General features: G+C 74.9%; 14 protein-coding genes. 3 read left to right on the forward strand and 11 right to left on the reverse strand.

The genetic code is table 11. The annotated features are described in order from the left end of the window. Positions 1-31: 31 nt before the first annotated feature. Genes hypE through hypA form a run of 6 tightly spaced genes read right to left on the reverse strand, consistent with a single transcriptional unit; the run spans position 32 to position 6,120 of the window. Positions 32-1,135: a hydrogenase expression/formation protein HypE gene (gene hypE / locus ACSNOH_RS14195; RefSeq protein WP_436721659.1), complete on the reverse strand. Its 1,104-nt coding sequence runs from the start codon at positions 1,133-1,135 to the stop codon at positions 32-34. Then, positions 1,128-2,261: a hydrogenase formation protein HypD gene (gene hypD / locus ACSNOH_RS14200; protein ID WP_436721660.1), complete on the reverse strand. Its 1,134-nt coding sequence runs from the start codon at positions 2,259-2,261 to the stop codon at positions 1,128-1,130. Before hypD ends, hypE begins: the two co-directional genes overlap by 8 nt. Beyond that, a complete protein-coding gene (locus tag ACSNOH_RS14205; protein ID WP_311608293.1) occupies positions 2,258-2,551 on the reverse strand; it encodes a HypC/HybG/HupF family hydrogenase formation chaperone in 294 nt (97 codons plus the stop codon). Before ACSNOH_RS14205 ends, hypD begins: the two co-directional genes overlap by 4 nt. After that, positions 2,514-4,997 (reverse strand): carbamoyltransferase HypF, encoded by a 2,484-nt coding sequence (hypF, locus tag ACSNOH_RS14210; RefSeq protein WP_436721661.1) that lies wholly within the window; start codon positions 4,995-4,997, stop codon positions 2,514-2,516. The genes ACSNOH_RS14205 and hypF overlap by 38 nt, the downstream gene beginning before the upstream one ends. Beyond that, positions 4,994-5,764 (reverse strand): hydrogenase nickel incorporation protein HypB, encoded by a 771-nt coding sequence (hypB, locus tag ACSNOH_RS14215; RefSeq protein ID WP_436721662.1) that lies wholly within the window; start codon positions 5,762-5,764, stop codon positions 4,994-4,996. Before hypB ends, hypF begins: the two co-directional genes overlap by 4 nt. Then, entirely contained in the window at positions 5,764-6,120 is a 357-nt protein-coding gene (gene hypA / locus ACSNOH_RS14220) for a hydrogenase maturation nickel metallochaperone HypA (RefSeq protein WP_436721663.1), read from the reverse strand. Before hypA ends, hypB begins: the two co-directional genes overlap by 1 nt. Before the next feature lie 290 nt (positions 6,121-6,410). Between hypA and ACSNOH_RS14225 the strand changes: the two genes are divergently transcribed. Both ACSNOH_RS14225 and ACSNOH_RS14230 read left to right on the forward strand, forming a co-directional pair. Beyond that, positions 6,411-8,144 (forward strand): hydrogenase maturation protein, encoded by a 1,734-nt coding sequence (locus ACSNOH_RS14225; protein WP_436721664.1) that lies wholly within the window; start codon positions 6,411-6,413, stop codon positions 8,142-8,144. Beyond that, on the forward strand, positions 8,141-8,683 hold the full coding sequence (locus ACSNOH_RS14230) for a hydrogenase maturation protease (protein ID WP_436721665.1): 543 nt from the start codon (positions 8,141-8,143) through the stop codon (positions 8,681-8,683). Before ACSNOH_RS14225 ends, ACSNOH_RS14230 begins: the two co-directional genes overlap by 4 nt. Before the next feature lie 115 nt (positions 8,684-8,798). On the opposite strand, the gene ACSNOH_RS14235 is transcribed toward ACSNOH_RS14230, so the two are convergent. Genes ACSNOH_RS14235 through ACSNOH_RS14250 form a run of 4 tightly spaced genes read right to left on the reverse strand, consistent with a single transcriptional unit; the run spans position 8,799 to position 12,009 of the window. After that, positions 8,799-9,797, reverse strand: a complete 999-nt coding sequence (locus tag ACSNOH_RS14235; protein WP_436721666.1) for a phosphotriesterase family protein — start codon at positions 9,795-9,797, stop codon at positions 8,799-8,801. Continuing rightward, positions 9,794-11,203: a YhfT family protein gene (locus ACSNOH_RS14240; RefSeq protein ID WP_436721667.1), complete on the reverse strand. Its 1,410-nt coding sequence runs from the start codon at positions 11,201-11,203 to the stop codon at positions 9,794-9,796. Before ACSNOH_RS14240 ends, ACSNOH_RS14235 begins: the two co-directional genes overlap by 4 nt. A 30-nt stretch (positions 11,204-11,233) precedes the next feature. After that, positions 11,234-11,590 carry a DUF2620 domain-containing protein gene (locus tag ACSNOH_RS14245; RefSeq protein ID WP_436721668.1) on the reverse strand — a complete coding sequence of 119 codons (357 nt, stop codon included), beginning with the start codon at positions 11,588-11,590 and terminating at the stop codon, positions 11,234-11,236. Next, positions 11,587-12,009 (reverse strand): PRD domain-containing protein, encoded by a 423-nt coding sequence (locus ACSNOH_RS14250; RefSeq protein ID WP_436721669.1) that lies wholly within the window; start codon positions 12,007-12,009, stop codon positions 11,587-11,589. The genes ACSNOH_RS14245 and ACSNOH_RS14250 overlap by 4 nt, the downstream gene beginning before the upstream one ends. Before the next feature lie 171 nt (positions 12,010-12,180). Here ACSNOH_RS14250 and ACSNOH_RS14255 point away from each other — a divergent pair, with 171 nt between their 5' ends. Further along, complete coding sequence (locus ACSNOH_RS14255) at positions 12,181-12,783, forward strand: CAP domain-containing protein (protein WP_436721670.1); 603 nt, start codon at positions 12,181-12,183, stop codon at positions 12,781-12,783. A 55-nt stretch (positions 12,784-12,838) separates the two neighbouring features. On the opposite strand, the gene ACSNOH_RS14260 is transcribed toward ACSNOH_RS14255, so the two are convergent. After that, a partial coding sequence (locus ACSNOH_RS14260; RefSeq protein ID WP_436721671.1) for a CPBP family intramembrane glutamic endopeptidase occupies positions 12,839-13,635 on the reverse strand: 797 nt, incomplete at its 5' end.

Genomic DNA, 13,635 nt, shown 5'->3' on the forward strand with positions numbered 1-13,635 from the left:
ACGGGTCCGTGCAGGAACCCCCGCGCGCCCCTCAGCAGATCCGGGGCAACTGCTCCCCGGCCGGCAGGTCCACCACCCGGGTGCCGCCGAGCCGGGTCCGGGCCACCACCATGCCCGGGTGCTCGGCCACGCACTCCCCGATGACGGCGGCCCCGGCCCCCTGCGGATGCGCGCGCATCGCGGCGAGCACCGCGTCGGCGTGCTCCGGGGGGACGAAGGCGACCAGCCGGCCCTCGTTCGCCACGTACAGCGGGTCCAGGCCGAGGAAGCCGCAGGCGTTCGCCACCGCCTCCGGCACCGGTACGGCCTCCTCGGTGAGGACGACGCCCGTGCCGGAGGCGGTGGCGATCTCGTTGAGGGCCGCCGCCACGCCGCCCCTCGTCGGGTCGCGCAGCACGTGCAGGTCCCGGGCGGCGGCGAGCATCGCGGCGACGAGGCCGTTCAGCGGCGCCGTGTCGCTGACGACGTCGACGCCGAACTCCAGGCCCTCGCGCACGCTGAGCACGGCCACCCCGTGCAGCCCGACGGGCCCGCTGACGAGGACCACGTCGCCCGGCCGGGCCCGCTGCGGGCGGATGTCCACCCCGTCCGGCACGAGCCCCACGCCCGAGGTGGTGACGTAGATCCCGTCCCCGTGCCCGGCGTCGACGACCTTGGTGTCCCCCGTGGCGACGACGGCGCCCGCCGCCTCCGCGGCGGCGCCGACCGCCCGCGCGACGCGCTCGACCACCGCCAGCTCGGTGCCCTCCTCCAGCACGAAGGCACAGGAGAGATAGGCAGCCTGCGCCCCGCTCATGGCCAGGTCGTTGACGGTGCCGTTGACGGCCAGGTCACCGATGCAGCCGCCGGGGAAGAACAGCGGCCGCACCACGTAGGAGTCGGTCGAGAAGGCCAGCCGTGCCCCGCCCAGCGACAGCACCGCCGAGTCGCCGAGCCCGGCCAGGACGGGATTGCCGTAGGCGGGGGCGAACACCTCGCTCATGAGCTCCGCCGACAGGGCCCCGCCTCCGCCGTGCCCCAGCACGACGACGGGCGGGTCCCGCAGCGGAACGGGGCAGCTCCACTCCGCCGGGTCGGGCAGCAGCCCGCCGGGAACCGTCTCCGTACCGCTCGTCTCCACGGTGCCGTCAGCCAACGGAGGTCGCCTCCTTGCCGGTCGCCGCCGCCGGGCCGGGGCCCAGCCGGCGGTAGAGGTAGTAGGCCGCGCACGCTCCCTCGCTGGAGACCATCGTCGCCCCCAGGGGCGTGCGCGGGGTGCAGGCCGTGCCGAAGGCCTCGCACTCGTAGGGCTTGAGCAGGCCCTGCAAAACCTCGCCGCTGCGGCACGCCGCGGGCTCCTGCGTCCGTACGTCCGTCACGGCGAAGCGGTGCTCGGCGTCGAAGTCGCGGTAGGCGCCGGCCAGTCGCCAGCCGCTGTCCGGGATGGTGCCGATGCCGCGCCAGGCGCGGTCGGTGACCTCGAAGACCTCGGCGAGCATGCGCAGGGCGGCCGTGTTGCCCTCGTCCCGCACGGCGCGCGGGTAGGCGTTCTCCACCCTGTGCTCGCCGCGTTCGAGCTGGCGCACCGTGCGGCGGACGCCTTCGAGGATGTCGAGCGGCTCGAAGCCCGTGACGACGACGGGCACCTTGAACCGCTCGGCCAGCGCCGGGTACTCGGCCACGCCCATCACGCTGCACACGTGCCCGGCGGCCAGGAACCCCTGCACACGGCAGCGCGGCGAGCTCATGACCGCCTCGATCGCGGGCGGCACGCGCACGTGCGAGACGAGCAGGCTGAAGTTGCGCACGCCCAGCCTGCGCGCCTGGTGGACGGCCATGGCGTTGGCGGGCGCGGTCGTCTCGAAGCCGATGCCGAAGAACACCACCTGCTTCTCCGGCGTGCGGCGTGCGATCTCCAGTGCGTCCAGCGGCGAGTACACCACCCGCACGTCGCCGCCGGCGCTCTTGACGCGGAACAGGTCCCGGCCGGTGCCCGGCACGCGCAGCATGTCCCCGAAGGAGCAGAAGACCACGTCCGGGCGGGAGGCGATGGCGAGCGCCTTGTCGATCACCTCCAGCGGGGTGACGCACACCGGGCAGCCCGGTCCGTGGATCAGCTCCACCTCGCCGGGCAGCAGCTGGTCGATGCCGTGCCGGATGATCGAGTGGGTCTGGCCGCCGCACACCTCCATCAGCGCCCAGGGCCGGGTGACGGTCGCGTGGATCTCGTCCAGCAGCCGCCGGGCCAGGGCGGGGTCGCGGAACTCCTCCAGGTACTTCACCGCGGCACCTCCGGCTCTCCCGCCTCGGCGGCCGCGAGGCCCCACGCGTCGCCGAACTCCTCCTCCAGCGCGCCCATGCGGGCGAACAGCTCCAGCGTCGCCAAGGCCGCCTCCTCGTCCAGACGTTGCAGGGCGAAGCCGACGTGCACGATGGCGTAGTCGCCGACCTCGATCTCCGGCAGATAGGCCAGGCACACGTCCTTGACGACGCCGCCGAAGTCCACCTTGGCCATGCGGGTGCCGTCCCGCTCCTCAACCCCGACGACTTTGCCGGGCACCGCCAGACACACGGTCCTCTCCTTTCCGCCCGCCGGCCCGCGCGGCCACGAGCAGCTGGCCCAGCGCCAGCCCTCCGTCACCGCACGGCACGAGCCGGTGCCGCACCACCGTGAAACCGCCGTCGGCCAGCCGCCGGGCGCACGCCTCCTCCAGTACGGCGTTCGCGAACACCCCGCCGGTCAGCGCCACCGTTGCCACGCCGGACCGGCGGCGGACGGCCGCGCACACCGCCGCGACGGCGCCGGCGACGGCGAGATGGAAGCGGGCGGCGATCACCTCCGCAGGCGTACCGGCGCGCACGTCCGCGACGACCGCCCGCAGCACCGGCGCGGGATCGATCAGGCACGGCCCGCCGCCACCTTGGGCTTGCCCGTCCCGCAGGCCGAAGGCGTACGGTCCGCTGCCGTCCGCAGCCTGTCCCTCCCGCAGGCCGAAGGCGTACGGCCCGCCGCCGTCCGCAGTCTGTCCCTCCCGCAGGCCGAAGGCGTACGGGCGGTCGCAGCCGGCCGCGCCCCGGGCCGCGTGCGCCTCCAGCTCCACGGCCGCCTGCGCCTCGTACCCGGCCCGGTGGCACACACCGGTGAGCGAGGAGACGGCATCGAAGAGCCGGCCCATGCTGGACGTCGGCACGCACGCCACCCCGCGCTCCAGCTGCCGGCCCAGCACCCGCAGTTCGTCCTCTGTGCAGGCCGCCACCGGCGGGAGGGCGGCGTCCCACCGGATCCCGGCGCTCCGCAGATGGGCCAGCGCCATCCGGCAGGGGTTGCGGACGGCCGCGTCGCCGCCCGGCAGCGGCACGTACGCGAGATGGGCCGCGCGCCGGTAGCCGGTGTAGTCCGCGAGCATGACCTCGCCGCCCCACACCGCGCCGTCGTCCCCGTAGCCGGTGCCGTCGAAGGCGACGCCGATGACGGGCGCGGTGCCGTCCAGGCCCGCGTCGGCCATGGCGGAGGCGATGTGCGCGTGGTGGTGCTGCACCAGCCGCAGCGGACGGCCCCCGGCGTGCTCGCGCGCCCAGGCCGCCGACCGATAGCGCGGATGGCGGTCGGCGGCCAGCAGCCCGGGGCGGACGCCCGTGAGCGCGGTGAGGTGCTCGACGGCCCGGCCGAGCGCCGCGATCCCGGCGAGGCCGTCCAGGTCGCCGATGTGCTGGGACATCCAGGCCGAACGGCCGCTGCCCAGGCAGAAGGCGTTCTTCACGTCGCCGCCCACGGCCAGCGCGGGCGGCACCTCGAACGGCAGGCCGACCGGGTCGGGGACGTAGCCGCGCGAACGGCGCAGCGGCAGGACGCTCCCGTCGGGGCGCACCCGTACCACCGAGTCGTCGCACGGCACGTGGATCGGCCGGTCGTGCCCCAGCCGCGCGTCGGCCAGGGCGCGCAGCCGTTCGGCGGCCTCCCCGTCACCGGTCACGATCGGCTCGCCGGACCGGTTGCCGCTGGTCATCACCAGCACGCGCGGGCCCGGAGGGTCGTCCGGCAGCCCGAACAGCAGCCGGTGCACGGGACTGTAAGGCAGCATCACCCCGACGGCCGGGCTGCCGGGACACACGGAAGGCGCGAGCGGCGCGGAGGGCGGGCCGGTGCGCCGCAGCAGCACGACCGGTGCGCGCGGCCCGGTCAGCAGCCGTTCCTCGGCCTCGCCGAGCGGGGCGAGGGCGCGGGCGGCCGCCAGGTCGGCGGCCATGACGGCGAAGGGCTTGCCGCCGCGTTCCTTGGCCGCCCGCAGCCGGCCGACCGCGTCCTCGTCACCCGCGTCGCAGGCCAGGTGGTAGCCGCCGACGCCCTTGACGGCCAGCACCGCGCCCTGTGCCAGCAGCGCCCGCGCCTGCGCCATCGCGTCCGCGCCGTAGCGCACGGCGGATCCGTGCTCCAGCCGCAGCCGCGGCCCGCACTCCGGGCAGCACACCGGCTGCGCGTGGAAGCGGCGGTCGGCGGGGTCCGCGTACTCCCCGGCGCACCGCTCGCACAGTGCGAAGGCGGCCATCGTGGTGCGGGCCCGGTCGTAGGGGAGGCCGGTGACGACGGTGAACCGCGGCCCGCAGTGCGTACAGGAGATGAAGGGGTGCCGGTGGCGGCGGTCGCCCGGGTCGGTGAGCTCCGTCAGGCAGCCGGCGCACAGGGCCGCGTCGGGCGGCACGTGAGTGCGGCCGGATCCCGTCCCGGACGGCAGGATCGCAAAGCCCTCGCCGCCCACCGCGGGCACGTTCTGCTGGGAGACGGAGGCGACCACGGCCAGCGGGGGAGGCGCGGCGGTCAGCCGTTCGCAGAAGGCCCGCACCGGCTCCGGCGCGCCCTCCACCTCGGTGACGACGCCGCCGGTGTCGTTGACGACGTAGCCGGAGAGGCCGAGTTCGCGGGCCAGGCCGTGCACGAACGGACGGAAGCCGACGCCCTGCACGGTGCCGCGCACGACGAGGCGGCGCCGCACCGGAGAGGACTCACGGGCCGTCGTCACGGCCGGGGGACCACCGGATCGCCGAGGGGCGGCCGGATCCCGCCGCCGTCCTCCGGCTCGTGGGAGTGCGCGTGACCGGCCGCCGCCATCGCCGGCCGGTGGACGACCGCCCCCTTTTCCACGACCGCCAGCACCCGGTCCACCAGTGACGCGACGCCTTCCCCCGCCCTGGCCGACGTCTGCGCGATCTCCACCCCCGGATTGACGGCCGCGACGTTCCGTGCGAACGTCGCCCGGTCGAAGCCCACGGCCTGGACGAGGTCGGTCTTGGTGAGCACCACCAGATGCGCGAGACCGAAGGCCGTGGGGTACTTCAGCGGCTTGTCCTCGCCCTCCGTCACCGACATCAGCGTGATCCGCAGCGTCTCACCCAGGTCGTAGGAGGCCGGGCAGACGAGGTTGCCGACGTTCTCCACGTACAGCACCCGCGTGCCTTCCGGCAGCCACCCCTCCAGGTGGGCGCGCAGCTGCGCCGCCTCCAGGTGGCACAGCCCGCCGGTCAGGACCTGCTTGACGGGGACGCCCGAGCGCGCCAGCCGGACCGCGTCGTTCTCCGTGGCGAGGTCCGCCGTCAGCGCGGCCGCCGCCACACCCCGCGCCCGCGTGCGCGCCAGCACCTGCTCCAGCAGGGCGGTCTTGCCGCTCCCCGGGCTCGACAGCAGGTTCACCACCACCGTCCCCCGGCCGGCGAGCTCCTCGCGCAAGGCGCCGGCCAGGGCGTCGTTCTTCGCCAGAACCGCCTGTCGCACATCCACCACGCGGCACATCACCCGCTCGCCTCCTCCAGTTCGACGGCCGTGACTTCCAGCTCCCGGCCCGCCAGCAGCTCCCGCGACAGCGCGTCGCAGCGCGGACACCACAGCAGCGGAGGCGTCCCCGGCGCGAAGTCCGCGCCGCACGGCGCGCAGCGGGCCCGCGCCGCGACCTCCTCCACCACCAGCCGGGCCGCCTCCAGCAAGGTGCCCTCCCTCGCCACCTCGAAGGAGAAGCGCAGCGCGTCGGGCACGACCCCCGCCAGCTCGCCCACCGTCACCCGCACCACGGCGACCCGCCCGCCGCCGTGCAGCCGGGCGGTCTCCTCCGCCCGCTCGACGATCGCCGTGGCGATGGACAGCTCGTGCATCCGCCTCCGTGCTCCCGTCGTCTTTCCGTGGCCGCGACGTGCCCCGGGGGAACACGTATGCCTTCACAGTGAGCTCCCCGTCCACAGTGAGCTCCCCACCCGCGCAGAGGCCGTCCGGCAGGGCCGCAACGGTCCAAGCGGCCGCACGCATTCGCCTGCGCGGCGCAATCCCGCACACCCGCACGGCCGTGCGCGGCCGTCCGGCGCCGCCGCTCGGTGACGATCAATCAGATACGGCGGGCGAAGGGCCGCCCCGCAGCTCGTACCCCACGCAGAGGAGAACGGTCCCCGTGCGCATTCTGCTCGTCGCCAGCGCCTTCAACAGCCTCACCCAGCGGGTCTTCGCCGAACTCGGCGACCGCGGCCACACCCCGGCCGTCGCCGTCGTGGACGGCGAGGACTCCCTGCGCGCGGCGGTCGACCGCCACCCCGCCGACCTCGTCGTCGCACCGATGCTGCGCACGGCGATCCCGCGGGACGTCTGGTCCCGGCACACCTGCCTGATCGTCCACCCCGGCCCGCCCGGCGACCGCGGCCCCTCCTCCCTCGACCACGCCCTCCAGGACGGCGAGAAGCACTGGGGAGTGACGGTCCTCCAGGCCGAGGAGGAGATGGACGCCGGGCCCGTCTGGGCGGACGCCGGCTTCACCGTGCCCGACGGCGTGTCCAAGAGCGACCTGTACCGGGGCGAAGCCGCCGACGCCGCCGTACGCGCCGTCCTCCTCGCGGTCGAGCGCTACGCCTCCTGCCGCCGGCTGCCCCGTCCCCAGGACGGCCTGCCCGTACGGGCCCGCCCCTACCTGCGGCAGGAGGAGCGCCGCATCGACTGGCAGAGACAGCCCACGGAGTCCGTGCTGCGCACACTGCGGGCCGCCGACTCGCAGCCGGGCGTACGGGACGAGCTCCTCGGCGCCGAGTGGTTCCTGCACGGCGGCCACGCCGAACACCGGCTGCGCGGCAGACCGGGCAAGGTGCTGGCCACCCGCGCCGGTGCCGTCTGCCGCGCGACCGCGGACGGAGCCGTGTGGATCCCCGAGCTGCGCCGCTGCCGCACCGACACCCTCCCGCCCGGCATCAAACTGCCCGCCGTCCTGGCCCTCGGCGATCGCCTGCCGGCCGTCCGCGAGATCCCGGCGCCCCTGCAGCCGCCGCCCGGACGGCACACCTGGAGCGACATCCGCTACGAGGAACTCGGCCCGGTGGGCTTCCTCCGCTTCCGCTTCCCCGGCGGCGCGATGAGCACCAGCCACTGCCGCCGCCTGCTGAACGCCTACCGCCAGGCCTGCCGCCGCCCGACCTCCCTGCTGGTGCTCGGCGGCGAACGCGACGTCTTCTCCCACGGCATCCACCTCAACGTCATCGAAGCCGCGGCCGACCCCGCCGCCGAGTCCTGGGCCAACATCAACGCCATGGACGACCTGGTCGAGGCCGTGCTCACCACCACCGACCGGATCGTCGTCGCGGCCCTCGCCGGCAACGCCGCCGCCGGAGGAGCCATGCTGGCGCTCGCCGCCGACGAGGTGTGGTGCCGGGACGGCGCGGTCCTCAACCCGCACTACCGCCTCATGGGCCTGTACGGCTCCGAGTACTGGACCTACACCCTGCCCCGCCGCGTCGGCCCCGGACACGCCGCGGCCCTGATGGACCAGGCCGCACCGGTCAGCGCCGCCCGCGCCCTCACCCAGGGCCTCGTCGACCGCCTGGTGACCGCCTCGCCCGGCGAGTTCGCCGGCACCGTCGCCGGCATGGCCGCCGAACTCACCCGCCACACCGACATGGCGGCCCGCATCGCCGCGAAGAAGGCGGCCCGCGAACGGGACGAGCAGACCAAGCCGCTCGCCGCGTACCGCGCCGGCGAACTGCAGCACATGCGCGCGGCCTTCTTCGCACCGGACGCCCCGTACCACGCCCTGCGCTCGGCGTTCGTCCGCAAGCGGCCCGCGCCCGGTACGGACGAACGCCTGGACCGGCTCTCGCGGCTGCGCGGCCGGCCGGTCCGCGATACCCGCGGACAGCAACCGTGACGGCCCCGGCTCCGGCCCCCCGGCGCGTCCTCGTCGCCGGCATCGGCAACATCTTCCTCGCCGACGACGGCTTCGGCCCGGAAGTGATCAACGCCCTGCGCGCCCGCCCGCTGCCGGACGGCGTGGACGCCGCCGACTTCGGCATCCGCGGCATGGACCTCGTCTACCGGCTGCTGGACGGCTACGCCGCCGCCGTCCTGGTCGACGCCGCACCGCGCGGCGGCACCCCGGGCACCCTGTACGTCCTGGACGTCGACGGCACCGGCCCGGACTTCGCCCCGGCCGCCCCCGAGGCGCACGGCATGGACCCGGTGAAGGTCCTGGCCACCGCGCGCGAGCTGGCCGGCTGGGAAGGCGCGGCCTTCCCGCGCGTCGTCCTCGTCGGCTGCGAGCCGCTGGTGCGCATGCGCGGCGACGAGCCCGACGTCGTCCGCGGCCTCAGCGATCCGGTCCGCGCGTCGCTCGGCGAGGCGGCACGGCTGGTGGAGACGGTGGCGACGGACCTGCTCCGGGGCGCGGCGGAGCCGCTGCCGGGCTGAGCGCGCGAGCCCGCGGCCGCCCCGTAGCCCCTGGCGATCACGGCGATCTCGCGGATCCCGGTGGGCATGCCCGCACGGGCGCGCCGGTGGCGGCCGGCCGTTGACGGCCGGGCTGTCATCCGGACGCCGGACCTGCCGGGGCGTCCCGGACGGCGCCGGTCAGGAAGCGGAGCGGGTTGCGGCGGGTCATGAGGTCCACGAGGTCGTCACCGACTCCCGCTGCCCGTACGCGCGGGAGGAACGTGCGGAACAGGTGCCCGTACCCCGTTCCGCCGAGGCCGGTCAGGTAGGCGTGGCGGGAGACGTCGCAGGAGAGCAGGACGCGGTCGGCGTACCCGGCGTCGAGAAGGGCGAGCAGGAGCCGCAGGCGCGCCGTGTCGCTCCGGTACGCGGTCTTGCCGACGGTGTCGAAGGCGACGTACGCCCCCTCGCGGGCGAGCAGGCGGTGGACGGCCGGGGCGTCGAGCAGGTCCTGGTGCCCGATCGCGATCCGCTCGGGGGCTAGCCCCTCGGCCGTCAGGAGGGCCAGCTGCGCCGGACCGCCGCGCCCGAGCCGGGCGTGCGTGGCGACGGACAGCCCGGTACGGACGGCCGCCCGGGCAGCGGCAGCCAGCGCCTTGCGTTCCGGCGCGCAGGGGCGGTCGCCGCTGCTGCCGGTCTCCCCGATGAGTCCCGGCAGGATCCGCGCCGGGCCGATGCCTTCCTCGATCTCCCGGACCAGCGTGCCGACGAGGCCGTCGACATGGGCACGGCCCACCCGGGACGGAAGGAACGGCCCGTAGTACCAGCCGGTGGACGCCACCACGGCGATACCCGCGGCGGCGGAGACGCGGCGCAGGGCTCCGGGGTCGCGTCCCATGCCGCGGCAGGTCTGGTCGACGACCAGCGCGAGCCCGAACCGCTCGCGCAGGCCGGTGAGCTCCGCGGCGATCAGGCCGGTGTGCCGGCCGTCGAGGACGGCGCCCTCGCCGCCCCGGCGCCGCAGGTCGAGAGCGAGGTGCTCGTGGGGCAGGACCGGGCCCCGGACGCCGGAGACGGGCAGCAGGCCGGAGACGGTCCGCACGGCGCACGGAGAGCTGTTCGCCGCCGGGAGGCCGTCCGCGCGCGGGCTCATCGTGCGGCCGGCGTGAACAGGTGCAGCCAGAAGAGGAGGTTCAGGACGATCCCCGCCGAGAGCACGGCCGCCGGTGCCGCGGCCGTCTTCGGCACGGGATGCCCCATTGCCTCGTTGACCAGGTAGAGCCCGCCGACGAGCAGGATGCCCAGCCCGCCGGCCATGGCCTGCGCCGCGGTCAGGCAGCCGAAGAGGAGCGCCAGGTGCAGGGTCTTGGTGATGGCGCTCCGCAGGTGCTCGGAGGAGTCGCGGACCGAGGGCAGGCCGCCGAGCGCCCGCCCGGCCCAGGACAGCGCCGTGACCTCGGCGGCGAGCAGCGCGGCGCCGGCGGCTGCCGCCGGCCAGGGGCCGGGCACGAGGTATCCGACGGGATAGACGAGCGTGAAGCCCGCGATGCCGTACGCACCGGAGGCCAGGGCGGTCATGGCGATCAGGGGGATGAAACCGAGGGCCCGGTAGAAGTCGGCCTGGGCCGCGGCCCCGTAATCACCCTTGGCGACCAGGAAGACGCCGGCCTCGCCCCCGCCGAAGACATGGGTCCGGGCCAGCAGGCACATCCCGGCGCCCAGCAGCATGAACGAGGGCAGGTGCGCCCGCAGCCGGCCGGCGCCGGCACGGAACAGGTCGGGCACGGGCGCGGCGGCGTCTTCGGCACCGGCGCGCCGCTCCTGCCCGGTCACCTCATCCGCTCGCCCGGCCCGGCGGCGGTGCGCGAGGTCGCGGTGGAGCGCGAGGCCGGTGAGGAGCAGCACGCCCGCGGCCAGGGCGACCGAGCCGGGGAAGACGTCCGGCCACAGCTTCAGGGACATCACGACCAGCGCCAGCTCGGCCGCACCGCACACGGCACCGCTGAGCCTGCCGAACTGACGGGTGACGGCCAGGACGGGGAACAGGGTGAAGAGGTAGAGGACCGGCGTCGCCATGTGCCGCATGGCGCTGATGAAGTCCACCGGCAGCCGGTGCGCAAGAGAGTCGGCACCGGCGAGGCCGAAGACCACCACCGCGCCCCAGGCAGCGCCGGCCAGGGCGGCGAGCCACCGTCTCGGTGAGAGCAGGCCGAGCACGTCGGTCGGCAGGAAGAGCAGCCACGGGTTGAGCACACCGGTCGCCAGGGCCAGCGGGGCGCCCAGGCCGAAGACGAAGCCCGCCGAGAGGCCGAACGACACGGTCGCGACGGCCCCGCGCGCCGACCGGCCGCGGACGAAGTCGAGCAGGAACGGACGGACGCCGTCGTTGAAGACGGCCACCGCGCGCTGAGCGACGCAGGCCGTCAGGGCGCACACGGCGATGACCGTCAGCTGCTGGCCGAGGGTGAAGCTCACGGGCGAAGCGGCTGCGGTGACTGTGGTGGCTGCGGCGGCTGTGCCGGAGAAGGCGGTGACGGAGAAGGCGGTGACGGCTGGCACCGGACGGACACCTCCCGGAGCGGCCGGCGGCTAGCGGGCTCCCGCGATGGCGCGTACGACGACCGGAACCATGGCGTCGATGCGGTCGACGGCGAAGCCGAAGACCTTCACGCCGTTCGCCAGCAGGGGAGCCACCTCGTCTGCCGACGGAACGGAACGGCCGAACGTGTGGCAGGCGGCGCTCCCCAGCAGGCCGACCAGGACGCCCAAGGACGCCCCCGCCCCGGTGTGGCAGGTGCCGAGGTAGTAGTCGGCCTGCCTGCCGGCGAGCCGCACGGCGGCGTCCATGTCGCTGGAGAGAGCCACTTCGACGCCGGGCAGGCGGAGTTCACGGACGGCGTGCGCGACCTCGGACTTGCCGAGCCCGCCTGTGAGGATCCTCGTCATGGGCAGACCTCACCTTCCCTCCCGTCCGGTCCGGATCGTGGAGCAGCCGGGGGCGCGCGGTGCGACAGGACGGCAAGATGCATGCCCAGGAAACCGATCTCGGACTCCGGCAACCGGCAACCCAGTGCCGCGTGAGCCCGGGCCGCCAGGGAACGGGCGGCGGCCAAGGCCCCTGGGCGATTGGCCAGTTCGGTGGCTACCTGCGCGTCCATCGGGTCCTGATGCATTGGCTCACCCCGCACCGAGCGGGTCAGAGCCATCATCAGGTGGCTCGTCAGCATGCCGGCGGAGTCCTCGGTGACGCTCAGACCCGCACCGGCGAGGAGCCGCAGCTCCGCCACGACGAACTCCACCACGTCACCCGGGACGTGACCGCCCTCACGGAACAGCCGGATCCGCATGGCCAACCCGTCGTCCACCCGCGGCCGCTCCCTCCCCCGAGAACACGCTCTCTCCGCAGGGTAGGCGTAGGGACGAGCTGACGTCAGGACTGCCAGGAGTGGGTCCGGCTTCCCTGCGTCCGGGGTGATGCAGAGGCGTCTTTCCGGATCGGAGCGAAACCCTGCGCCGGGGCGCACGTTGTGCCGGGCATGACCGCATCGAGCTGCAAGCACGGCGCGCGACGCGCCGCCGTCCCCGCGTCCCTCCTGGCCGCGGCCCTGTCCGCCGTCCTGCTCGCCGGGACCACGACCGTGCACGCGGCGCCTTCCCGGCCGCAGGACGGCCCCGTGGCCGGGGGCCGTGCCGTGCCCAGGGCCGCGCCGCGCGCCTACTACCCGAACGTGGACCGGATCGTGTGCGAGGTGAACAAGGAACGCGCGCACCGGGGGCTCGCGTCGCTGCTGGTCTCGGAGCCCGTCTCCGACGTGGCCCGCCGCCACGCCCGCGACATGGCCCGGTCGGGGCGGCTCACCCCGACCGGAAGCGACGGACGGGACCTGCGCAGCCGCCTGAACGACGCGAACGTCTTCTCCTCCCACATCCTCGAGTACCTGTTCCACGGCTACAACCACGACGGCTACTTCGCGGACATGGCCACCGACCCGGACCCCGGCAACGACTTCTACAAGGGACTGATGAACCGGGAGACGGTGGCGGTCGGCATCGGATACGCGGACCAGTACTGGGACGTGGTCCTCGTCGGCAAGCACCGGAGGCTGGTCACCCGTCCCTCCTCGTGCGGGGCCGCCTGACCGCGCCGTCCGGACGGACCCCGGCCTCGCCCCGCGCCCGGCCGACCGTGAAAGGCTACGGCCGGTCGTGGCCGGGCACCACCACGCCGGGCGGCGGCCCGGCCTTGTCGCCCGCGGGGGAGGACCGGTCCTCGATCTTGTGCCGGATCGCCAGGCGGGCGACGATCAGACAGTAGGCCGGTGCGAAGACGGCTTCCAGGACGAGAGCCTGCCAGGGCGCGTCGGCCGCGGTCGAGGTGTCGGAGAGCTGTCCGGCGGCCGCGGCCAGCCAGAAGGTGAGCAGGTTGTTGGCCGTGTGGATTGCGATCACGGCCTCCAGCCCGCCCGTACGGATCACCAGCCAGCCCCACCACAGCGCCGAGTAGACGAGAAGCACGAACCCGGAGACCTGACCCACCCCGTGGGCCAGGGCGAAGAGCAGCGCACCGGCGACGACGCCGGGCCACGGTGAGCGCAGGAAGCCGCCGCAGAACTGGGTCACCCACCCCCGGAAGACGAACTCCTCGGCCGCCGCCTGGAACGGCACCAGGACGCCGAAGGCGGCGACTGCGAGCAGGAACGCAGGCCAGCCCGGGAACGAGAACCCGTCCTCTCCGCCGCCGCCCGCGACCCATTCCCATGCCACCAGCAGCCCCAGTTGCAGGGCCAGCAAGGGAAACGCCACGGCCGCGCACCGGCCCAGCCACCCCCAGCGCATCCGGCCGCGCACCGAGCTGACCGTCCCCGCCGGGCGCCGGCCGCACCAGCGCACCACCAGGAACACCACCGGTATGCCGACGGCAAGGGCCGCGAGCCCCGCCGCCTGATCCGCCAGCGGATCGCTGAACAGGCGCTCGCTGTCATCCGCGGCGG

Source organism: Streptomyces sp. URMC 127, from assembly GCF_051386535.1.
Lineage (GTDB): Bacteria > Actinomycetota > Actinomycetes > Streptomycetales > Streptomycetaceae > Streptomyces.